We start from the raw sequence: 22699 nt of genomic DNA, 5'->3' as shown, positions 1-22699 counted from the left end.
CCTGGATCGGCATACTTCCTAGCAACAATGCCAGTGAAAGGAGCGCGAATTACCGTATCTGCTATCTGTGCCTTGGCATTTTGCACAGCCCCCTCGGCTTGCATCACTCTAGCCCGGGCTTGGGCAATGTCTTCTGGCCGTGCCCCTGCTTGGGCTAGTTTCAAACTTTGTTGTCTTTGCATCACTCTAGCGCGGGCTTGAGCAATGTCTTCTGGCCGTGCCCCTGCTTTTAGGAGTAGCAAAGCTTGCTTGGCTTCGTTTACCCCTGCTTCGGCTGTATCACGAGCTGTCCGGGCTTGATTAAACTCTTTCACAGAAATAGCACCAGCCGTTGCTAATTCCTGGTTGCGCTGGAGGTCATCGTCAGCTTCTTGCAGATTTGCTTGTGCTTTTTCTAATCGTGCCAAGCCCTGAGCAATATCTTCTCTACGATTGCCAGCCAGCAACTTTTCCAAATTTGCTTGTGCCTCAGCCAGTTGTGCCTGAGCTTGGGCAATATCTTCTCGACGATTGCCAGCTAGCAACTTTTGCAGATTTGCTTGTCTCTCAGCTAGTTGTCCTTCTGCCTGAGTTAATTGCCCGGTGAGATTGGAGTCATCCATATAGGCAAGAATTTGCCCTTTTTGTACGCGATCGCCTTCTTTGACTAACAGAGTTTTCAGCAATCCTGTAGTTTTGGGGCTAAGATTAATCGCACGTTCGGGCTCAATGACGCCATTAGCAGAAACTGTGATCGCTAGGTTCAGTTTTTCTACCGATACAGTTTGCATTTGGGTTTTTGCTTGTTGATTTGGCAGGATAACCCGCTGGCGATAAGCTGCATAGCCTCCTCCCAATACGAGGCACAAAAGGAGTAGTCTTAGCAGCCATTTAGCTAACCTATTTTTACCAAAATTGAAATCTGCCCATGGCTGGTTTGCCTGAAAAGCCATTATTCACTCCTTTTCTGGCACTGCTTTACTAGAATTATTCTGAAAGTCCTGGGAACCTTTGTAGTCAGATAAATCGGCTAACGTCTGCAATGATTGTTTTCCTAAATACAACTGACCGTTAATCTCCCAAGTGGGAAAGCCTTTAATCTTGGCGGCCTTGCAGAGGTCTGGGGGAGAGTTTTTACCTTTAGCATCACACTCAATGTAATTCACTTGGCTCCAGGCACCTTGACCAAACATTTCTTTTTGCTCATTGCAATGATCGCACCAAAATGCACCATACATTTTCGCTTCTAGTTTTTGCAAATGCTCTGCTAGAGCGATGTGTGCTTTACTAGAAGACCTGGTTATAGTATAGTTGATCTCGCTGGCAGAGGGACTGATATTCCCCAGGGTATAAAGACCCAGTAGCCCAAGGAGCAACAGTATCACTACCATAGTCGCCGTGAGCAGTTGTTGTGCGGGTAGGAATCAACCAATAAACAAGATAGATTATCAATAAGGGTAGAAGTAAAGATAATTAATAATTTCTGAAACCCTTATCTATCAAAATATACGAGCTTGTAAATCAAAAAAAATATCTAAAAAGCCTAAACTCCTATAAAATTAGAATTTGGGCAAAATTTAATATCTGCATAGCCTTTAACCATACTTTAGCTAAGGTTTCCACAAAGGAGACCGTCGAGCTGTTTGCAGTTACTGACAGCAAAACACAACAGGGCTACTCACACGTAGTACCCGATTAATCTGTAAACCATTAGTTGGAGGTGCAGCGGAAAGGGGCTGAGTGCGCTATTGCGTCTACACTTTGAAAGCTCCTTGCTAACTCTCACCCTTAGGGTGTCAGTGGTGTATTCTGCTGCAAAATTTTCGATGAAAAAAATCAGTATTTTTCTGTGGGCGGCACTATTGTCTGGTGCCATGCTCATGATTCCACAGCCAGCTCAGGCGATTGAAAAGGTAATCGAGCCGGTCAGTCACTTTGATACTGGCACAGAAGGTTGGAGCGTTGTTGACGTCAATGATCAAGAATTTGACCCCGAACAGTCTAGAATCTGTGGATTTATCACTGGTGGCTACATTCATAACGATGATCAAGTCAGTGATGGTTCCTACGATTACGTTGCTCCCGAGAAGTTTGTTGGTGACAAATCCAGTTTTTTCAATGGAAACCTCAGGTTTGCTGTTGAGGTTAATTTGGAAAATAGCGATGAGATTACCGAGGATATCAATAGTTTAAATAACAGTTTAATAAATGGTTTAACCATAAGTGGTGGTGGTTTGGAACTACAGAACCATGTATCGACGCCCACTATAAACCAATGGACTCCCTACACGATACCCCTGAATGCAGAGGGTGGATGGATCAAAACTGACAGCAATGAAGCAGCGACGAATTTAGAAATAATGCAAGTCCTGACAGATTTGGATTATTTAAAAATTAATGGAGATTGGTTCACAAATACCAACAAAGACCGTTCCAGTCTCGATGAAGTTCTCTGGGAAAAGTGTGGATCTCTCTACGTATATGAACCCCCAAATAATTCTGCCCCTGTGGTGGCTAATCCCATTGGCGCTCAAAGCATTAACGAGAATGAGCCTTTTACCCTGACAATTGGGGAAGCAACATTTAGCGATCGCGATGGAGATAGTCTGAGCTTGAGTGCAACCATACCCAGCTGGTTGAATTTCGATGGCACTACCTTCAGTGGTACTCCTAGTAGGGATGACATTGGCACAAGCACAATTACTGTAACAGCCTCTGACCGGCTATGCCAAACGGTCAGCGATGCCTTTGAACTTCAGGTTAACCATATTCCTGTGCGTACTGAAATTGCCAATTCAGTGGAGGATTTTTCTGATACTCAAGGAGAGCATAACTGGTTCTATGGCTACTACGATGGTTCCCTGACCAGTGCTGATTTCCATGAAATGGAGGAATACACTGAGGGGTCCTGGAAAGTCAAGCAAGGAAAATACTGGACTGAGCTATCTAACACTATTGCTCATCCCAACGGTCCCAAAACCACCGGTAGACGGCAAAAGGTTGAGCAGTGGGGAGTTCGTCGCTGGGTTAGTGACATTGAAGGGGAAGTTACCTTCAAGGGTCACCTCGCCAAAAAAGACCATCGTACTGCCAGCGATGGTGTGATTGCCTATATCTTTGTTGATGGTACTAAAATCTGGTCTGACGCAATCGATGGTAATGATGCTGTTGGGGTTTATTTTACTGTATCGAGCACGGTTGAAAAGGGCTCAGTAGTTGACTTTGCCCTGGCACCTGGCAATAGCGACTTTTTTGATAAGAGCACATTCACTATTAGCATCATTGGTTTGTTGTAGAGCTTAAGCGGTCAGCGGAAGGCCTTTGGCCACGCTACGCGAACAGCGGAAGGCCTTTGGCCACGCTACGCGAACAGCAGTTATGGGAGTCACGAAATTAAGTACTGACTCCCTTGGCACCAGCTAATTCTATTGTTGGTTAATAGTTTGATTCAGCAACAGCGCGATGGCGAAGCGGTTCCAAAGGAACATCGCGTTTTTTTAGTTCACGATCAACCTAAAATAGACTTTACAGATGGATGCACCAATTCATCAGGGACTTGGTTTTGCTCAATATACTCATTAATCTCTCCCTGATTGTCAAGATAGAAACTTAAGGCATCAAATACTTGCGCCAGAGTCAAATGAGTTAGATGGTTTAGAATTTCTTCTGGCATAATACCCAAGCGCCATAAACCAACAATAGCACGCACAGATGTCCGAGTGCCGATGATGATTGGTTCTCCGTTCAAAATTTCCGGATTACGAGTAACGTAGCGCGAGATAGTTTTAGCAGTCATAAGGCTCTTTGCTTTGGGAAACCAGTGCTATGTCTAATTTACCAATAAGATTTCGGCGTTGCTTAATAATGGAATGATTTTAAGAGTTTTCTGGAATGGGCATCTTCCGTGGAAGCGATGCAGCGCGGTCTTGGGGGTTCCCCCCATGAGCGACTGCATCAAGACACTGGCATCTTGCCAGTTTCATGCTTATTTTCGAGCGGGCAGGATGCCCACTCTACTCCTATTCATTCCTAAATTCAGCAACGCCAAGATTTCAGATCAGCATATGCTGATAGCTTACCTTATTTGGTGAGAGCTTCCATAGTAGATACCCTGAAAATAAGTGCCATTTTTACCTAAGACTTACCCTCTATATATGCTCTAATAGTTTTAATTAAATGGTTTTTACTTAGTTGACATTTATATAACTCATCATAGAATTGACTATCTACTTCTCGCCAACTTATCCAACCGAGCCAACTAGTATGGGAATATTTATTATCTGTAAAACTATAAGCAACTAACTTGGAACCATTTTTGAGGGAAATTATACAAAAATCATCCTGAGGGCTAATTATGTTCTCAATATCGTCTTGATAGACCATAATTTTAAAGGAATATTGATTGATCAGTTTTGATTTTATTTCATCATCAAGGGAATCGTAAAAATACCGAAATTCATCCTCTTCATATTCAATCAGATATCGTTCAGCCACTGGAACGTCCAAAAAATCTTTCAATTGCTGCTTATTTTTAAGGTTTTTGAGGAAATGTAATGAACAAATTGCCTTAACCGTACCCTCTTTGTATAACTCAGCCAGAGTGCGAATCTCCGAAAAAACAATTTTTCCTTGTTGTAGATATGAACTACTTTTGATTAGTGTTTTGAGGCTGTCTATTTTTTCAAGAAATTGCGGTATAGTTTGGCGTTTACTATATTGACGATCTAAAACAGCTACTAATTCTGGTTTTTCGCTGAGCAGTAAATGCTGCCGTAGTTGTTCTTTTAAACTATCTAAGTTATCTTGATAGTCTTGCTCCCAATAGATAGATTTTATATCTAGTCCTTCTTCAATATCTGCACTGTTATTGGTATTCCAATGTGCTACAAAAAAACCTATTGTCTGAGTTTTGCCCGATTGAGATTCCGATAGAACTCTCCAAGTTTCAATACACCTATATATAGGTTTATCTTCAACCATACTAAGATCATATACCTTAGTGAATTCATAACTAAAAGATGCTTCTTGCTCTCTGGCATTACTTTCATTACTTTTAACACTAAATTCTATATTGGGGATTATATCGTTCAAATTCCATCCAGCTTCCCTTGACTGTTCGCTTTTATTTATGGCTTTAGTTTCCCCCTTAATATTAAGTGTTATTTCTCCTTCGTCTTTGCTAGCATAATGTTTGCTTTCTCGTTGCAGCTTTATTTTGACGACAAAATCCTTCCCAGGCTCATAAAGTTTAAGTCTGATAAGAATAGGTTTAAGTATGAATTCATATAGTAGAGATAAGCATAGAGCTATAAAAGCACTTAGGGGTAATAGATATATCCAAATCTGTGAATTGAGCGGTTTTTTTAGTAAATAAAGTAAGTTTTTTTCTTGTACAATTTGATGGCTTTTATCCAGGAATATATCTAAACATAAAATATAGTAGTCTTTGGTATCTTGGTCTTTAAATTTATACCATATAGTCCTCATTTTATTCGGCTCATTTTCATCATTTATATCTATATATATACCAGTAACACCTAACTGATTAGAGTCGTTATCTCTATTTGGAAAACTAGAAAAATAATTATTTTCAGTAGCTTTAAACCAAGGTCTTGTTTTAAAATCTATCTGTGAGCTAAAAGGCTGGTCAGTAAATGGATAAGATAGCAAAAAACGTGTTCTAGTATTAAAAATATAAATACTATTTATTCTTAGATCAGGAATTTTTTTCCAATACTCTTCATCATTGGTTAAAAAAGTAATCACTTCTTTGCTAAAATTATGAAAATTTTGGATAGCAATACTATCGTCATTATCATTTGTTTTACTTTTAACATGCTTACCTATATTCTTTATCATCATGTCAGCAAAAATTTGAAAAATTTTATCATTTGGACTTTGTTTTTTTTGTTCAATGCGATTATTACTTTGTTTTGAATCAAAGTCGATTACACCAGAATAATTATAGTAGGCTTTAAGCATGTCATCTGTCTTAAGTATTTTCCAGGGAATATACTCTTCATTTGGTACATATCGATTATCAACAATTATTTTGTGTTCTATTCCTCTAATAACTCTCCTATTTTTAGATTTTCTATAATATTTATTATAATATTTTTTTAAGTTTTCTTGTGTTTGTTCTATAAAATCAGAAAATACTTTTGTAGAATCTACTTTTTTAGAGTCTACTTTTAGGTCTAGATCTTCATACCAGAAATTTATTTGTTTGTACTTCTCAATTTCTAGATGATTTTTGACAACATATCCAAAAGAAATGATCAGCACCATCGATACTATATAAGAAATGAAAAATTTATAGGATAATGTATAGGAGAATAAACGATGTATTAATTGAAATGAATTGTTGTCTGAGTTCGGATTGGAGTGTGAAGATAGCATAAGTCTAATTTCCTATTTCAAGGTAGGTGTTTGCATGGAACGGATGGCCATTACTTAATTTAGTAATTAAGTAATGAATACGGTGAGATAACCATCCGATTAAAACTATTCAGTAACTTCCTCTAAATGAATTTACTGTTTGTATCTATTTACTTATCTCTCCTAAGAACGAAGATTGTGCAGAAGGAGAAAACTTTTTAATAGCCAAGTAAAAATACTTATAAAATTTGTCGGCTCCACTCCAAGTGTTATAGCGCTACGCGCAAGGCAAGAGGTAAGAGGTAAAAGTTTACTACAAAAGGTTTTCTGCTTGTATTAATGTCCTAACTTTAATGTGTAGTGCTATACAGCAGGCATTGCTGAATCTTCAGATCAATATAAGTGGGATTTTGGGGATAATATTTTTATTTCTTGATAGTAAGTTTGTTGTAGAGAACCCTGATTGACTGACTTTAGTTCCAAAACCTTTGATATTACCTAGGGAGCAGTAGACTAATAGCAAAATCTAACACAACCACTGCCAGGGTTAGGTTTGACTATGTTCAAACCAACCTACTAAGCTGCAATAATAAGTCTATTAGCTGAACCCTGATTACTACGATTAAATAATAGCGATCGCGTAGCGTGGCCTACGGCCAATCGCTTTTAGCGTGGCCTAAGGCCAATCGCATTCTGTTAGTTCACTGCTTCCTTATTTGGTTTTGGCATTTGGTCTGGGTAGTGATGATGCGTTCGCTTAGCGTGGCCTAAGGCCAATCACTACAGCCAACTTCTCACCTTTCCCTATCTGTATTGATGTTTATATCAAATTTATTTATACTTAGCAATGAGTATTTGGACTTATTTTTATTTATATAAATGATTTGTAAAACTATATTGTGATTTTTTCTAAACTAAAAAACTCTGTATTCCTTACTGCTATTAACTATTGGGAGTTTTATGCTGCCTAATGCTTTGGATTATTTGTTCACATCTCAAATCGAAATACGATAGTAATCTTAATTTCCTTCATGTCCCTTCGGCAGTGCTTCAGTTTGACCCGGTGGGTGGAACGGGCATCTTGGTGGAACCTACATCTTGGTGGAACAGGCATCTTGCCTGTTCCAATTTTCGGACGGGCTGTCCCAACGCTGACGACGAGACGGACAATGAGAGTTTCTTACCTAAAGCACCCTACGCCTCCCTACCCCACTTTTCCCCACCTGGTAATTCAGTTAAATGATCATCTAAAACGGCTGGTAGTTCTTTAGCTGAATACCGGTAAGTGAGACTAAGTAAACTATTGGCAGTCAAAATCAGCTGTGCTTTATCCAGCCTCTGGGAAAGTTGAGACCGCCTTAACTCTCCATTGAAAACTTCCAGACTAGCGGGAGCGATCGCTGCTTCTAGTGCTTCCTCTAATCTGGGCTGCCATTGATCAGGCTTAATGTAATAGGATGTCTTATTATCTTTAAGATTAAGCTTTTTAATTTCCAGAATTGAACTGGAAATTGAAGCTGCCCAAGAATTGGTTAAACGCTGCTCTACTTGATTTTTAATTAAGTGGATAAATAGCCTGACTAGGAACGAATCAATATTACGCAAAATTGCCTGTTTACTCATCCCTTCTAATTCATCGACAATTGCTAAAGCATCTGCGTATCGTCCTTCTACAATACTAGTTTTGAGGTCTATAAGTTCTTGTGTCATAGGTAAGGGAATTGTTAGGGAGTAGGGAGCAGAGAGTAGGCAATAAGGAAAAAATATTGTGTACCTGATTAGGCTATAATCCGCTATTATATATAATACGTGGTGATAATGCGTAGGCTACTTGCCAAAATCATACCCTAATTCAACAACACCTGGTATTTGACTATGGTAATTATTGTTTTTGAAGCAAATACCCAGGAGATTTTACAATTGATAGCGTAACATTCTACCAAGATACCGTCGAAAAAATTCTTAAAGACTATGCGGCTATCCCATACAGTTATGGTGATATTAAGCAGTATGTCATTATTGATGCCGAGCTTACTCATTTCCTACTGTTTAACGAAGGATGGAAGGGCAAAAAAAGAGTCCATGGCGTTGTCACCCATGTTGAGATTCGTCAGAGCAAACTCTGGATTCATTATGATGGCATCGAAGACGGCATTACCGATGAACTAGTGGCGGCAGGTGTGCCAAAGGATCATATTGTCCTGGCGTTTCATCCTCCCCATTTACGTCAACATACCGGATATGCGATCGCATAACCCCAATCACAAATATAGCAATTATCATAGCTATGAGGTACACAATTTCTGAATTTTAGGGAACAGGGAACAGGGAACAGGGAATAGCGATGCGCTGGATCAAGACAGGGAATCAAAATCAAAGAAGACTGTACCTCATAACTGCGATAAACGCTATAAACCGAGGAATAAGACAATTCTCAAAAAAGTGCGATCGCATCAGCCCTAACCAGTCAGTCCGCAACTTGATGCGATCGCATCCCATAGTTATTCAAGTAAGAAGTCAGTAGTAGGGTGCGTTCATAACCCACCGATCCCATTAACAATTCCCTCTTCTTTCTTCCCTACTCCCTACTCCCTACTCCCTACTCCCTGGTTCCTGTTCCCGACTCCCGACTCCCGATTCCCGATTCCCTAAAATCCTAACCCAATCGAGATTCAATAATAGCGATCGCATTAGCAATGCCATCTTCATCCCGGATTTGTTTCCCCAAGGCTTCAGCATTTTGCTGAATAGTCTGGTTTGTCGTCACTTCGCGGATAGCAGTAGCCAGCTTCTCGGCAGTCAACGTCTTCTGGGGAATCGGTTTACTGCCCACACCAAGGGCATGAACACGCTGGCCCCAAAAGGGTTGGTCCCCAAAAAAGGGACAAATGATGCTCGGACGACCTGCCCGTAAGCCAGCAGCAGTAGTGCCAGCCCCACCATGATGCACCACTGCGGCCATACGGGGGAAAAGCCAATCGTGGGGAGCGCTGTCAATTTTTAAAATGCTGTCTGGCAAGTCATCTACAACCAAGCCACCCCAACCGGTAGCAATAATCCCCCGCACATTGGCTTGCTGTAACCCTTCAATCACAATTTCCGTCACCCGCTGGGGATCTCGTCCAGCCATACTGCCAAAACCCACATAAACCGGAGGATTGCCAGCATCAAGGAAATTCTGTAACTCAGCCGGTGGTTGCCATGTATCTTGTTGCTCTAGAAACCAGTAGCCGGTTGCCACCACACTCTCAGGCCAATCCGTAGCTTCATCGCACACAAACTTACTGTAACAATATAAAACCGGAATCTGTTCACCGGTAGTGGTACGCAGAATATTAAAATTGCCGGGTTGGGGTGGCAAATCATGGTCAGCTCGCCACGTTTTAACAGGTTTGCCTGCTGAAAACTCCATTAATCGATTGATGAAGCGATAGGTCAGTTTGTTATACCAGCCCCCTAAAGGCCATTTCGGGAAGCCCATGTTAGGAAATTCAGCGGTAGGCACCAGCATCGGCAAGGGAACCGCCATGATCACGGGAATGCCCAATTTTTCGGCGAAATGAGGGCCCCCATAGGTTTTGGGGTGGAAGATGATCAGATCCGGCTTGGCTTGTTGTGCGGAATTCCAAGTATCCTTAAGCATCATCCGTTGCATGGGAGCAACTTGTTTAGATAACTTGCGAGTCAGTTTGATGATTTCCCAGAGGTTGGTCGTATTTTCCATGGCATCGCGACCTTGATCTGAATTCATCAACTTCATCATCTCATCGGTCATATAGCCATAACTTAAGCCATGCTCGGTGATGAATAATTCAAAACTGGCACTAGTACAGACTGTGACGGTATGTCCTGCTGCTTTTAAACCTTTGCCCAATGCCACATAGGGCTGGACATCGCCACGGGAACCGAGAGTTAGGATAAATATATGCATAGGTCAGCTCTCTGGTCAACAGTAATGGAACATGTATCAACCTCTCAAACACACACAGCAGCAGTTTGTAGAGGAAGCATCATCCAAGAATTCCTCTTAATTATAAATCCTCCATTATAAACCTGGAGTAACAATCCCTCTATAAATACTGCTCTTAAAGTCGGAGACCAATTAGCTGCTCAGATGGAGAAACCCTATGCCTTATACTACTCGTACTAGTAAAACTGCATTTACTTAATTTTTCACAATGATCTGGAGTAAGGGATGAAATACGTTTTACAAATTTTTAAAATTATCAAATACCCCTATGTCAAGCATGCCGTCATTTTAATAACAGTACTATTATTAATAATTCCTGACCTCATAGAACCCCTTATTATTCAGAATCTTTTCGATAACGTTTTCCCCAACAAAGATATCAAGTTATTAATTTTAATGGTTTTAGCTTTTGGGGTAGCAAGGATTTTTGGGTTTTTACTAGAAATACTGGAGGATTATTTATCTGCTTCTTTTGGCCCGCAAATAATTTTTAGAATAAGACAAAAATTATATTATCATCTTCAACAAATCGATTTTATTACCTACAGTGAAACACCGAATGGTGAACTGGTATCCAGATTACTTAATGATGTGAATTATTTAGAAGAATTTTTATTAGTAGTTTTTCCGAGTACCATCGAAAATATATTAACTGTCAGTTTGATAACTATATTGTTAGTTAAGTTTAATTGGCTTTTAGCTTTAGTATTAATTCCGCTATCATGTTTATTGAACTTTGCCTATAAAATAAAAGATAAAGAGATAGAAGAGTTAAGCGCTATCAATCGACAATATATTTCTGAATTTCAAAAATTTTTCAACGAAAACATAGAACTACACTATTTGATAAAAGTGTTTGGTTTAGAAAAAAATCGATTAAAACAACATACCACAATCACCCAAAAATATATCAGAAATAATATTAAATTTGTTACCCTATCCACACTAGTAGAATCCTTGGCAGAACTTATACCTCTAACTTCCAAAATTGTTTTATATGGATTAGGAGGATATCTTCTCATCAATAATCAACTTACCTTAGGTAGTTTAATTGCTTTTGACTATTTATTGGGTCTTCTTGTGGAGCCTTTATCTTCGGTTTTTAAGATTAATCTAAAGTTACAAGCTACCATCCCAGCTATCAAAAGAATTCTGGAATATTTAGAACTGGACACAGAAAAGGAAGGAGATTTAACAGTCAATAAAATCAATTACTTGACCTTTGAAAAAGTTAATTTTGAATACCAAAAATATCAACCCATTTTAAAAAATCTCACCTTTGATATCAAAGCCGGTCAAAACATTGCTTTTGTAGGAACTTCGGGGGCAGGAAAAACTACAATAACTAATTTATTATTTAGATTTTACAATCCCAAAGAGGGTTCGATCAAGATTAATGATATTGATATTAGCTCTCTAAAAATAAAATCATTAAGACAAGCGTTAGGAGTCTGTTCTCAAGATACATTGTTGTTTAATACTACAATCCAAGAAAATTTAAAGTACGGAAACTTAAACGCAACAGATCGAGAAATTATAGAAGCTTGCAAGTTGTCACATATTCATCATTTTATTGAAACTTTACCAGAAAAGTATGAAACTATAGTTGGCGAAAGAGGCATCAAACTTTCTGGAGGACAAAAGCAGAGGCTTGCTATTGCTAGAGTAATCTTAAAAAATCCTCAAATTTTAATTCTAGATGAAGCCACATCTCATCTTGATAGTGAATCAGAAAATATTATCCAAGAATCACTTAAAACCGTTGCCGAAGGTAGAACAACAATAATCATTGCTCACCGATTATCTACAGTGGTAAATTGCGATCGCATATTTGTTTTGAATCAGGGCAAAATTGTCGAAGAAGGAAAACATCAAGAACTCCTGAAAAGTCAAGGAGTTTATTATAAACTTTGGCATGAACAATTTAGATTTGAGCCGATTCAGTAACTCTTCCCAGTATTAGTCTGTCTTCTGGATATGCTCCGAAGTCTTTGGTTAGTAAGTAGGAATTATTTGGGGATTTAATAGCTAAATAATCCTTAGCCTGTTCCCAAGACTCCAATCTTCGCATCCAATGCCGATAGTAGATCATAGCGACAGTTCTAGCACGGGAAGCTTGTGCTTTAGTAAAAAATAAGCTTTCATTAATTTCAGTATCTATACTCATTACATTCATGAACATATTTTTGGCATGCAAATTTTCAGCAAATTTTTTATGCCAAGGCCAAATACTGGCTTTGTTGATATTAATCGGATTCCAGATAGTATCTGGAGTTACTCCCAGGCAAGGCCTATTAAAATCTTTACCATGTTTACCAAGGTGATACAATTGAAAACAATGTCCTAAGTCATGGCTAAGAACATCGCCAGTTTCACAGTCATATTTTGGATTAAGGTGGTTGGGTCGATCGTATCCTAAACTATCAACAATCAGGCACAAAAAACCAAGTTTTCGAGGATAAAATTTGCTGCGATATCGGATTTGGGGCAAATTGGCATAACCTCCAGGATCGCGTCCGGAGAAATCTCGTTGCATTAAGACCGCAACATTAAAACAGTTTGGGGATGTGGGAATTTCATCAATCCACTTTCCTTTGTTTGTTTTCACTGGATTGCGAGTATTAACTTCGGAAATTCCAGTTAATCGAAACCGAAATCCCATGGCTCCAATGCGGTCAATACAAGTTTGGTAAAAATCAGAATAAGGCAATAGATACTTGCGCAGATGTTCTTTAGCATACTCTGCCCCTTCCATAGAAAAATCAAAATTTACCTTTTCCAGATTCTTTTCAATTAACCATTTCAAGTAAGCTCGATCGTGATTCTTTTTGATCGAGTCATAATCTCTCTGAATGTCGTAATTATGATTGGGAATAAACTGTCGTAAGTCATTCCCTAAAATCTCTGGGTGGTCGATCAGATCTATGATATAGTCTTCTTCGCTAAAGTTAACTAGATAAAAATGAATTGGAAACTCCCAAATATAGGAGTCATGGATAGGAAGCAGATCCGGAAAGGTTTTTTTCCGAGTTAGCTCCATGATTTCTAGGAAGTCTGCAAATGATTTGGAACGGAAATAGTGATACAGAGTGAATTCCCGACCCTCTTGTTGATAAATTCGCTGATTGAAGAATGTTTCATTAACTCTAAAATCGTAAGCAAAGAAGATATTGATAAATTCCTCGATACTGTTGTAAAATTCCCCCCGAATGCGATCGCTAATTTCTGCTATTCCTAGATAACAGTTGATTAAAGGATCTAATTGATTGATGTCTAGGGTTAGAGGCAATTTAGGCATTATCGCAGAAAGCCGTTTTTTAAATGTATGGTAGTGCGTTGCATAACTATAGGTTAAATGTAGGTTAAATTATCAAACTGTTTCAACAATGAGTTTATGATCACTTTTCTGCTGTCGGAAAGCATCTCGTTTTTCTTTCCAATGGGAAATAATCGGTTTCATCGTTTCCGATTTCATGTATTTTTCACCTTTTCTTGCCTCCATTCTTTCTAAGAAAGAATCAATATTGGAAACATTCATAAAGTCATGGGACAAGGAAATAGAATCTGATAAAGTTAAGGTTTGATGCCACCAAGCATTTGGTAAAATTAATACTTCACCTGGTTCGAGAACAAAATCATAAGGCGCAGATGCGTTCATATAAAGGGGATATTTAACTAAATCGGGATTGGTTAAGTCAACTTGACCGTCATACATCCATTTTTCATCTTCAGGGGGGTGAATTATCCACCTTTTGCGACCAGAAATTTGAGCAGAATACACATGCTGTCCTAATCTATCCGAATGATTGGCAATCCCAGAACCTTTAGTGCCCATAAAAATCCAGGTCAAGGCATTTAATTCTTTTTTAGGTAGCTCTAAAATCCAATCTTTTTCCTTGTTGTTCAAGGGTTCAATTGTATCAAAATCTTCAGCAAGGATATCATAAAAGTCATCCAGACACCACATGGAATAATGGGGTTGGTCGAATTTGGTTTCCAGATACTTTCTTAATCGTATTTTTTTAGACTTATCGTCGTGACCATGGAAATACTGAATAAAAGCATTGCCAAACCTCTCTCGAAAATAATCTAAATTCCACTTGTGCAGAGCTGGCCAATGATTGATTTGATTCTGGAGAATAACTGGTTGATGAGGAATGAGGTATTTTTCTAACAACTCTTCAAAAGAAATGGAGTAAGAAATGCGCTCAATAGGAGTCGTTTTTCTTTGGGGAAGTTGAGCAGACCAATTTGCTTGTATTGACTGACTGGCGCGATAAAATGTCTCTACTTTAGGATCGATATTGTGAGATTGATTGAGTTCGGAAATATAATGGTAATAATTTGTTTCATTGACAAGATCGTGGGTAATGGAAATAGAATCTGATAAAATTTCAGTTTGATGCCACCACCCAACGGGAAGAATTAAGATTTCACCAGTTTCTAAAATGAAGTCGAGAGCTTTTGCTTCCTTAAAATTAGGGTATTTTTCAATCGATTCTTCTCGTTTTAACCAGTCAGCTTTACCCTCATACATAAACTCGGATTCTTCTGGAGGAGAAACAATCCAGCGCTTTGTTCCCATAATTTGAGCTGACCAGAGATGAGTCCCCATACTATCTTGATGATTCTTAATACCCGTGCCAGTATTGCCAATAAAAATTACATTCATTTCCCCATGAATAGTTTTGGGAAGATCCAATAACCAGTTAAATTTAGGGTCTGACAGAATTGTCCCGACAAGGGGATAATCTGGGGAGAGTATGGGAAATAGTTCTTTTGTATATAGGCTAGAATATAAGATTTCTCCCTGTTGCATTTTAGCGAACATCTTTTTCAATCTCATTTGAGATGACTTAGCTTCGTTGCCAGAAGGGAAAACATTGGTATAAATGTTACCATACTTTTCCTGAAACCAGGAAAAACTCCACTTATTAATTGCTTCCCAGTCATCAATTAAACCTCTAATGATAACCGGTTTTCTTTTATAAAGATAATCATCAATAATTGTGCGGCTATTCACACTAGCATCTAGGTAATCTATCCTTTCGTTAGCATAGTAGTTTTGGAGATTTTTTTCGCATTTAGACATGGGATTTATCCTTGTTATTATTTCAACGTTTAAACAAAAGCTTGTTTCTCTGGTTAAACATTAGTAAAATAGTTGATAATTTATGGTTTTTAGCATAGTTTTTAATATGTTTCAGTTTTTGGCTAGGATTATCGTCATTATCAAAAATATTTTGCAGAGCTTCGGTATCATCTGCTGATAAAGCCAAAGCATTTTTTTGAAACATTTTCGAGAGAACTAACAGTAATTCCGAATTGGCTTCGTAAAATGAGAACGAAAGGGCAATATTGCGTTGAAAACTATCCACTGTATGCCACCAACTACAAGGAATGTAGAGGACATCTCCGGGATGGATTTCGGTTTCATACAAAGTTGCCTGTTCAAAAAGAGGATATTGTTGGTAATCTGGTTGATGGATATCGATAGGTGAATAGTTGGAATATTCTTCTCCGTCTTTTGAATACATATAAGCTGTTTCAGCAATATCGACCAGCGTCAACTTCTTATATCCGCTGACCTGGCAGAGAAGATTCTCATACCAGTCATGGTGAAAGGCAATACTATTTCCTCCTCGGGTCATCAACATGCGACGTTTGTAAAATACGTCAAAGGCATGGAAGAGATCGATATCTGGGACATTATTGACTAAAGCTGGGAATAGCCAACTACCAACAAAATAGTCGGTTTCCCCTTCTGGAAGGGTTAATCTATCTAAAAATCTGGAAAAAGGCATATAAACTTTCTCAGCATCGTCGAAAATTCTCCCCTCAAATTGCTCTCTGGATGTTTCGACATCTACTGTATTAAACCCCACAACCTGCTCCAAATACTCATTAGTCCACAGGTGAATGGCATCCCAGTGTTTTACTCCTCCGCAAATAACTAATGGAGTATTATTTTGCACATAGTTTCGGTAGAACTCCTCTTTGGATATTTGTTCGACTTTGGGAACTCTCGCTCTTTTATTTTTTATTTTGTAGCTGGATAATATATTCATCGCGATCGCTTTTCCATAAGTTTACCAAACCTCAGTAGGTACTATGACCGTAGAGAATATCAAAAAGGCTTTCTTCAATTAAACGGCGAAAAATTTGATGAAAATAGTAAGACGTTCCCTGCTCTTTGAGATATTTCCGGTGATATTTTTTCAGTTGAGCGTTACGTTTAGAAGCTTTTTGCTCAGATCTAATGATAGCCAGTAAGTCGTTTTTGACCGATTCATCCACCGGAAGGGTATCACAGTCTACCAATTTCTCTACAACATTGAGCCGTTGAGCCATTGTCTCGTTGATGATGTAAGACACTGCAATATTCCTGCCAAAGGAAGTGACGCGATGCCACCAGTAACAAGGAACATACAAAATATCGCCTTTTTTAATGCGAGCTACGTAAGGAGTGGCATGCTTTAGGAGAGGGAATTGCGCGGAATCCAGGCGATCGAGATCGATAGCAGAAATAAACTGTTCAGGGGTTGCCGGATACAGGTACTTGAAATCGGTGATATCAAAGAGCAGGAATTCTTTTTCCCCATCACATTGGCACATGATATTTTCATTGTCGTCATAGTGCAAATGGGATTTTTGACCGCCGTTGCCCCAAAACAATGTCCTTCTCCTGGAAATAGGGAAGGTTTCTAAAACAGGATGAGTTCCCAAATCTTGATGTAAAACAGGAAATAGGTTCTGGTCTGAAATATAGTAATTCTTATCAATACTTTGATAGCGTTCGATGAAGTCGGTGACACTCATCTTTTCCTGAAGACTATCTTGAAGATTTACCTTTCCTTCCTGAGAATAGGAAAAGATATCAACCTTGACTGGTTGTTCTCCGACGACTTGTTTTAAATAGTCGTCTTCCCACTGCATGGCTTGCCAATGCTGAATACCTTGGCGAATAATAACGGGGCGGTGCTTAGCAACATACTCATTGGCAAAAGTTTCATTATCAATCGTTTTGACTTCCGCTACAGGAATTGGGTTTTTGAGGTTTATTGGATGATGGTTTGATAGCTGTTCGATGCTTAAATTTAACATAACGAGTAATAAGGATCTAGCGTTTTTCGCAGTTATGAGGTACGCTTTGAAATCTCAAAGTCCCCCTTATTAAGGGGGATTTAGGGGGATCAATTTGTACCTTATGGGATATATAATTGCTATAAGTTATTCTAAACTTCTTATAAAATCGGTATATTATTTATTATTTGGTTAATTCATACTTCAAAAATCCCAACGTTCATTCGATAAAAATTTTGCATCAAATAGACAACCGGATAACTATAGTTACCTTTATGGAGTTCATTTTTAACCATAGGCTGAACACGTTCAAACGCATTTTTAACAGCAATAATACCCTCTTGTTTATTTTTTAAAAATTCATACAAAAGACCTAGCTTTAGATATAAATAGAAAATATTACACTCCCTTAAACAACCTTCATTTTGCAGCTCTTGCTGAGTATTAATCGCCGTTTCATCTCGATAGTATAACATAGTCAGCATAGTCTGTTTGTCTGATTCAGAGATCGGTAAAGCATCGTTTTTGACTAACTTTATATAGGCCATTAATTGTGAAATCCGATCGGTTCTTACATAAGACAACGCCATGTTCCTGCCTTGGGAACGGACGCTATGCCACCAGTATCCGGGAACGTATAACATATCCCCTGGATAAAGATGAGCATTATATCTGGTGACTTCTTTAAAGAGGGGAAAGGTTTGATCATCCACATTATTCACATCTACTGGCGAAAAGTCTGGACTATCTGGATGATCGTAAGCATACATTTTGCGAAAATCTGCGATATCAAAGAGAGGAAACTCTTTCTCGCCATCAATCAAAACATAGATATTTTCTTCATCGTCATAATGGAGTGGCGCATATTGTTCTCCTGCACCGAGAAAGAATCCAGTTCGCTTATGATAGTGCTCTAACCGATTGAATCCTTCCAATATTTCATGGTTGCCCATGTCTTGAACTAAAATACTGGGTATATCAGAATCATTAATGTAATATTGAGAATTATCTTGATAGTGAGCTAAAAATTCACCAAATTTCATATATTCCATGGGAGATTGGTGGTTAAAACCAAAATCATCACGAATAGATGTGGTTTTAAAAATTTTTCTATTGCCAGCAAGTTTCTTTAAATAATCATCAGAATGCCATTTTTTAACAGCTGGCCAATCTTTAGCCCCACCTCGAATCAGGCACGGAGTATTTTTGAGAAAATAATCTTGATAAAACTCTGCTTGGGTAATACTAGTTAATACAGGTACTTCTCTTTCCACTCTTCCTTGCACCGTTCCTTGATAATTAGGCGGAATCAATCAATTTTCCCTAGGGGATAGGCTGAGAAATCATCAAAATAGTCTCGCTAACTAGCTAGAACAAAAATCATTCGAAATTGAAAATCCCCGCCAATTCAGTGGGGGGATTCCTATAAACCCAGCGTGGTTGATTGAAGAAGAATTAGATGGCGAATCAATTCGCGCCCGTCGTCATTCCACCCCGCAATAAATTAATAGGGCTATAGCCTTCGACGACGACGACTAGCAGCTACTGCTGCATTTTCCTTTAGCATATTATTGGGGATAAAAGTGCTTAAGGGAACATCCGCTTTCTGGTTGTATTTAAGTTCCACATAGTTGGGATTGCTCTTCAGCACAGGAACAGCAATATAGGTCGTGCCGTTGATATCAATCTCGCTCTTATGGGTACTCAAAGATTCGTCAAATTCTCCCTCTTCAGGAGTGTCAGTATCATCCTCTTGATCATCAATATCCATTTCTTGATCTAATTCGTTATCTAGATATTCTGGATAATGCTTGAGGAAGTCTACAGACACATACAATACGCCGTCAATTTCAACTTCGTTACCAAACACTGATAGATTGTCATTCGTAGTAGTTGCACTCATAGTTTATTTGTCCTACTATCAGATTTTTCAGTCAGAACTAACACTAGTTTACAATCGGGGTAGAGTCTAACCCATGGCAATTTTCTTAAGAAATTGTTAAGTCATTACTTCTCATTGATTAGACCTCAATCAATTGTGATAATTTTTGATGCCATATTCCCTACTCTCTAGTTCCTGTTCCGTCTTTCCTGTTCCCTTTTCCGTCTTTTCTTTGCCATAGCCCCTCGACAACGCTCGCTGTGCTCCTTGATCACCCAAGTTGGTTCACCGTACTTGATGTAACGGCCATCATAGGGTTCTTTACACATGGAGTCGAGAGTTTTACAAGTCACATTATCGCCGTCGCTGGTACAGACAAAATTTTGGAGGTGTTGTTGGGCCAGTTCCAGAGCGTCAATCACCACATTTTGCCGAATCAATTTCCGGGTCATGGACAAGGTTGGAGCAGATACATAGCCATTAGGGTCGGCCTCAGCTTCGGAACGATATTGTTGGCACACAACTTCAGTCATAGGCAATCCATCACCATCGCAAAGTGCCATGCGCCGGTGCCTGGTATTGAAGACAATGGGCTGCTCGTGGATGTCACTGTCTTGGCTCTCAGAGGTGGTGCGAATAGAAACTGCTGCGTTGACAACACCGAGGTCTTCCAATTTATTTTTGTCAACCGGTCCGGCGTTTCCGGTAACTGCAATGGAGACCATCGCCCGACTATTTTTCAAAGCACCAGCAGCCATTTGTCGAGCCGTGGTTTCTGTATAAACATCGCCTTTCTTGACCCCAAGCATCTTGCGCTTAGCATCACTATCATAGGTGGAAAATCCACCGTAGGTGTAAGAGCCATAGAGGGGAATGTTGACGATTGTGGAAATAATCATGCCACTGGTCAAAGACTCCGCTGTGACAACATTGAGCTGCCGTGCCTTAATTTCTTTCAAAAAGCTTTCAGCTTTGTCATTCATCAGAGGAGTGTAATCAATGGACATATAATCTACTTTAGTGCAACCATTGTCCATGTACAGTAACCCTCGTAAGCAGGTTTGAGCTGAGTCGCTGGTATCAGCCATTGCTACTTGCACACCAAGCACAAAGGGTAAAATTAGCGAGACCAGTACCATCAAAACCTTATTTTTCGACATTTTTGACCGTCTTTCTCCAAAAGATAGATGAATTAACTCTGATTACACTATCAATGATTGGCTTGGATTAGCTGGTCTTTATTTAAATTTAATGGTTTTGACAGCAACGGAGTAGGGAGTAGGGAGTCGGGAGTCGGGGGAGATGGTTTGACGGTTTTTTATAACTGAATAATATTTAATTTAAATGCACAACTAAATGCACAAAAGGTTTAACAAGAATAATCCGATCTTCCGATCAAAAACGTTATTTCGAAGTTTGACAATGTTTCAAAAATGTGTTTTACGCTGATCGGGATGCCGTGATTTGATTATAAAGTTGAGGCAGAAGCTGCAAGTATTGAATCGCTGCCAAATTTGTAATTGCCGATGTATCGCTAATAACAATCACAACCTTCCTAACTCCCGCAAATTTTTCAAGTCAACTTCAAAGTCTTCAACATCGTAGGAGTAAAGCGGAATTTTGCGTTGCTTAAGAAATTGGCGAAACTCCTTGGGTTCCATGTGAGCCAGTCGGCTGGCATAGTTCAGTGTTAGGCGACCTGTTTGGAACAAGTGTAATGCAATTTCCTGGCGAAACTCACTTGGGGTAAGCTGAGATGCTTGTAGGATTGCGTCTGAAATAACGATACTCATCACAGAATTGTTTGATAAATCGTATTTTTAATGATAGCTCAAAAACGTTCTGGGGATAAATTTGGAGATGAGATAGACATCGTTGAAGTAATTACTGAATGGCAAAAACAGGCAGCATAAATTGCCGGGAGCAGGTCTGCCGGGAGCAGGTCAAAGTTAGTGACCTGCTCCCATGCCAACTCTCTATTGCTGTGGCACAATATGAACGTCTACATCATCAGGGCCATCGTTTAGAATAGCGATATCTGAAGATGGAGGATAACAGGTGTCACCGATATAATCATGACCGCCTAATACATAAACATTGCAGCCTAATACATAAACTTCTGAGCCGTAATCACCTACGTCTACCAGTTCGATATCAAGTAGGGCATCTTGAATAACATTTACTTCCTTGAATTCATCAGCCTTTACGGTAAACCAATCGTATTCATAAACAACCTCTACTTCTTGAGGGGAAGCATCTTGAGCATAAGCATGACCAACTTGTAAACTCAAGACCGCGACTAGGGCAAACACTATTGCCAACATGGCTTGCATAATACGTTTCATTTGTCTTTCCTTTTCCGTAATTGTCAGTTGTATTCGACAGTAGTTAGGTGGGTTTATCAGCCTAGTTATCGAGACTGATTTAACCGGTATTCTGTAAAAACTAATCCTACTAAGTGATTCAGTGACTTGGCTCCTATTGGCAATTGCTTTAGCCTTCTACAGGGGAGAAGTCTCAGCTGAACTGGGAGCCACTGTTAACTAAAGGTGGATTGTTTTTACCTTTAGTAGGTTACTACTAAATTACCGGAGTGTCAATAAAATATGAAGTATTTTAACCGCAAATAAATTAATAAAAATTAATCAAAAAAAAACGCAACTAATTATATAATAGTCAGCTATCAGCGGTCAGCCTTAGCAATACTGCTGAGATTCTTAAGACTTTCCATAGTTGCCATCAGTTCTTTGCTAACTTGGTGAGCCATAAACAGAGCACCACCGAGGCTAGCTAGCTTCAGATCCTTGTAGCTGAGCACTTCTAGAGTAAGGTTAGCAGGGTCTAGATTTTTTAAACATTTTGTACAAATTGTATTTTTATTTTTCACTAATTGTTTCACTTTTTCCGAATCAATCTAGTGAATTGACACTCCCTACTTGCAGATTTTCTAGGGCTTAGTAAGAAAACCTGAGTTCGGGATACGAAAAGGGACAGGTAGGTAACTTCAAATGCAGAAAAAGGGTAAAACTTAATTGATTAGCGTGATTTGCGCGGTCTTGGGGAGCCAGTGCCGCCAAAGGGGGTTCCCCCCATGAGCAACTGCCGTTGGTTTCCCCCACTCGCGCTTTGCATGGCTGACAAGGCGAGCCTGTCTTACGGTAAATTCGAACCACTCGCGCTTTGCATGGCTGACAGGTGCGGAAGCAAGTTACGCACACAGACCCATACGCCACTCGCGCTTTGCATGGCTGACAGCGTGGGCGTAGCCCATTAGCTGATACGCGACACGCGCTATAGCTTACCTCCCTACTCCCCACTCCCTAGTCCATACTCCCTATTCCCTATTCCCTATTCCCTATTCCCTTTAGGATATTACTTTCTCTTAAAAATATCCTTGCGTTGGTTGA

The 22699-nt window shown here is 39.3% G+C and carries 20 protein-coding genes and 1 CRISPR repeat array; of the genes, 3 read left to right on the top strand and 17 right to left on the bottom strand.

The window, feature by feature from the left end:
* On the bottom strand, positions 1-932 hold a 932-nt coding region (locus F6K52_RS12785), incomplete at its 3' end, for a biotin/lipoyl-binding protein (RefSeq protein ID WP_293077997.1).
* Positions 933-935: 3 nt separating this feature from the next.
* Positions 936-1370 (bottom strand): hypothetical protein, encoded by a 435-nt coding sequence (locus F6K52_RS12780; protein WP_293077995.1) that lies wholly within the window; start codon positions 1368-1370, stop codon positions 936-938.
* A gap of 435 nt (positions 1371-1805) precedes the next feature.
* Here F6K52_RS12780 and F6K52_RS12775 point away from each other — a divergent pair, with 435 nt between their 5' ends.
* Positions 1806-3275 carry a putative Ig domain-containing protein gene (locus F6K52_RS12775; protein ID WP_293077993.1) on the top strand — a complete coding sequence of 490 codons (1470 nt, stop codon included), beginning with the start codon at positions 1806-1808 and terminating at the stop codon, positions 3273-3275.
* Positions 3276-3487: 212 nt separating this feature from the next.
* Here the strand turns inward: F6K52_RS12775 and F6K52_RS12770 are convergent, their stop codons facing one another.
* The 3 genes from F6K52_RS12770 to F6K52_RS12760 form a co-directional block, all read right to left on the bottom strand.
* A complete protein-coding gene (locus tag F6K52_RS12770; RefSeq protein WP_293020770.1) occupies positions 3488-3775 on the bottom strand; it encodes a DUF433 domain-containing protein in 288 nt (95 codons plus the stop codon).
* A 338-nt stretch (positions 3776-4113) separates the two neighbouring features.
* Positions 4114-6267, bottom strand: coding sequence for a hypothetical protein (locus F6K52_RS12765; protein ID WP_293077991.1), 2154 nt, complete (start codon positions 6265-6267; stop codon positions 4114-4116).
* 1284 nt (positions 6268-7551) lie between these two features.
* Positions 7552-8067, bottom strand: coding sequence for a DUF29 family protein (locus tag F6K52_RS12760; RefSeq protein ID WP_293077989.1), 516 nt, complete (start codon positions 8065-8067; stop codon positions 7552-7554).
* Positions 8068-8276: 209 nt separating this feature from the next.
* On the opposite strand from F6K52_RS12760, the gene F6K52_RS12755 reads away from it, so the two are divergent.
* Positions 8277-8612, top strand: coding sequence for a XisI protein (locus F6K52_RS12755; protein WP_293077999.1), 336 nt, complete (start codon positions 8277-8279; stop codon positions 8610-8612).
* Here F6K52_RS12755 and F6K52_RS12750 read toward each other — a convergent pair.
* Together F6K52_RS12750 and F6K52_RS12745 are read right to left on the bottom strand one after the other, a co-directional pair.
* Complete coding sequence (locus F6K52_RS12750) at positions 8585-8788, bottom strand: hypothetical protein (RefSeq protein WP_293077987.1); 204 nt, start codon at positions 8786-8788, stop codon at positions 8585-8587. The genes F6K52_RS12755 and F6K52_RS12750 overlap by 28 nt on opposite strands.
* Before the next feature lie 225 nt (positions 8789-9013).
* On the bottom strand, positions 9014-10288 hold the full coding sequence (locus F6K52_RS12745; RefSeq protein WP_293077985.1) for a glycosyltransferase: 1275 nt from the start codon (positions 10286-10288) through the stop codon (positions 9014-9016).
* A 264-nt stretch (positions 10289-10552) separates the two neighbouring features.
* On the opposite strand from F6K52_RS12745, the gene F6K52_RS12740 reads away from it, so the two are divergent.
* Entirely contained in the window at positions 10553-12274 is a 1722-nt protein-coding gene (locus F6K52_RS12740) for an ABC transporter ATP-binding protein (RefSeq protein WP_293077983.1), read from the top strand.
* Here F6K52_RS12740 and F6K52_RS12735 read toward each other — a convergent pair.
* From F6K52_RS12735 to F6K52_RS12690, 10 genes are all read right to left on the bottom strand, one after another.
* The gene (locus tag F6K52_RS12735; protein WP_293077981.1) at positions 12252-13625 is read right to left on the bottom strand and encodes a hypothetical protein; all 1374 of its coding nucleotides are present in this window, start codon (positions 13623-13625) and stop codon (positions 12252-12254) included. The two genes, F6K52_RS12740 and F6K52_RS12735, sit on opposite strands and share 23 nt — an antisense overlap.
* Before the next feature lie 72 nt (positions 13626-13697).
* Positions 13698-15419: a cupin-like domain-containing protein gene (locus F6K52_RS12730; RefSeq protein ID WP_293077979.1), complete on the bottom strand. Its 1722-nt coding sequence runs from the start codon at positions 15417-15419 to the stop codon at positions 13698-13700.
* Positions 15420-15441: 22 nt separating this feature from the next.
* A complete protein-coding gene (locus F6K52_RS12725) occupies positions 15442-16395 on the bottom strand; it encodes a cupin-like domain-containing protein (protein ID WP_293077977.1) in 954 nt (317 codons plus the stop codon).
* Between the two features lie 31 nt (positions 16396-16426).
* The gene (locus F6K52_RS12720; RefSeq protein WP_293077975.1) at positions 16427-17431 is read right to left on the bottom strand and encodes a cupin-like domain-containing protein; all 1005 of its coding nucleotides are present in this window, start codon (positions 17429-17431) and stop codon (positions 16427-16429) included.
* A 176-nt stretch (positions 17432-17607) separates the two neighbouring features.
* Complete coding sequence (locus F6K52_RS12715) at positions 17608-18684, bottom strand: cupin-like domain-containing protein (protein WP_293077972.1); 1077 nt, start codon at positions 18682-18684, stop codon at positions 17608-17610.
* 239 nt (positions 18685-18923) lie between these two features.
* Positions 18924-19313 carry a hypothetical protein gene (locus F6K52_RS12710; RefSeq protein WP_293077970.1) on the bottom strand — a complete coding sequence of 130 codons (390 nt, stop codon included), beginning with the start codon at positions 19311-19313 and terminating at the stop codon, positions 18924-18926.
* Between the two features lie 167 nt (positions 19314-19480).
* On the bottom strand, positions 19481-20452 hold the full coding sequence (locus F6K52_RS12705; protein ID WP_293077968.1) for a CinA family protein: 972 nt from the start codon (positions 20450-20452) through the stop codon (positions 19481-19483).
* A 384-nt stretch (positions 20453-20836) separates the two neighbouring features.
* A complete protein-coding gene (locus tag F6K52_RS12700; RefSeq protein WP_293077966.1) occupies positions 20837-21085 on the bottom strand; it encodes a UPF0175 family protein in 249 nt (82 codons plus the stop codon).
* A 183-nt stretch (positions 21086-21268) separates the two neighbouring features.
* Entirely contained in the window at positions 21269-21637 is a 369-nt protein-coding gene (locus F6K52_RS12695) for a hypothetical protein (protein WP_293077964.1), read from the bottom strand.
* A 338-nt stretch (positions 21638-21975) separates the two neighbouring features.
* Positions 21976-22179, bottom strand: coding sequence for a hypothetical protein (locus tag F6K52_RS12690; protein ID WP_293077962.1), 204 nt, complete (start codon positions 22177-22179; stop codon positions 21976-21978).
* Between the two features lie 228 nt (positions 22180-22407).
* Positions 22408-22547: direct repeats of the CRISPR family, unit length 25 nt; unit sequence CCACTCGCGCTTTGCATGGCTGACA.
* Positions 22548-22699: the final 152 nt, after the last annotated feature.

Source organism: Moorena sp. SIO3H5 (genome assembly GCF_010692395.1).
Classification (GTDB): domain Bacteria; phylum Cyanobacteriota; class Cyanobacteriia; order Cyanobacteriales; family Coleofasciculaceae; genus Moorena.
The sequence above is the reverse complement of the archived record's forward strand: the minus strand, read 5'-3'. Positions and strand labels throughout refer to the sequence as shown.

Bases quoted from the DNA above. Each gene is read 5' to 3' on its own strand.
- F6K52_RS12710 (WP_293077970.1), bottom strand. From the start codon at position 19,313: ATGAGTGCAACTACTACGAATGACAATCTATCAGTGTTTGGTAACGAA.
- F6K52_RS12695 (WP_293077964.1), bottom strand. From the start codon at position 21,637: ATGAAACGTATTATGCAAGCCATGTTGGCAATAGTGTTTGCCCTAGTC.
- F6K52_RS12735 (WP_293077981.1), bottom strand. From the start codon at position 13,625: ATGCCTAAATTGCCTCTAACCCTAGACATCAATCAATTAGATCCTTTA.
- F6K52_RS12720 (WP_293077975.1), bottom strand. From the start codon at position 17,431: ATGTTAAATTTAAGCATCGAACAGCTATCAAACCATCATCCAATAAAC.
- F6K52_RS12760 (WP_293077989.1), bottom strand. From the start codon at position 8,067: ATGACACAAGAACTTATAGACCTCAAAACTAGTATTGTAGAAGGACGA.
- F6K52_RS12770 (WP_293020770.1), bottom strand. From the start codon at position 3,775: ATGACTGCTAAAACTATCTCGCGCTACGTTACTCGTAATCCGGAAATT.
- F6K52_RS12765 (WP_293077991.1), bottom strand. From the start codon at position 6,267: ATGGTGCTGATCATTTCTTTTGGATATGTTGTCAAAAATCATCTAGAA.
- F6K52_RS12740 (WP_293077983.1), top strand. From the start codon at position 10,553: ATGAAATACGTTTTACAAATTTTTAAAATTATCAAATACCCCTATGTC.
- F6K52_RS12705 (WP_293077968.1), bottom strand. From the start codon at position 20,452: ATGTCGAAAAATAAGGTTTTGATGGTACTGGTCTCGCTAATTTTACCC.
- F6K52_RS12745 (WP_293077985.1), bottom strand. From the start codon at position 10,288: ATGCATATATTTATCCTAACTCTCGGTTCCCGTGGCGATGTCCAGCCC.
- F6K52_RS12730 (WP_293077979.1), bottom strand. From the start codon at position 15,419: ATGTCTAAATGCGAAAAAAATCTCCAAAACTACTATGCTAACGAAAGG.
- F6K52_RS12700 (WP_293077966.1), bottom strand. From the start codon at position 21,085: ATGAGTATCGTTATTTCAGACGCAATCCTACAAGCATCTCAGCTTACC.
- F6K52_RS12725 (WP_293077977.1), bottom strand. From the start codon at position 16,395: ATGAATATATTATCCAGCTACAAAATAAAAAATAAAAGAGCGAGAGTT.
- F6K52_RS12780 (WP_293077995.1), bottom strand. From the start codon at position 1,370: ATGGTAGTGATACTGTTGCTCCTTGGGCTACTGGGTCTTTATACCCTG.
- F6K52_RS12775 (WP_293077993.1), top strand. From the start codon at position 1,806: ATGAAAAAAATCAGTATTTTTCTGTGGGCGGCACTATTGTCTGGTGCC.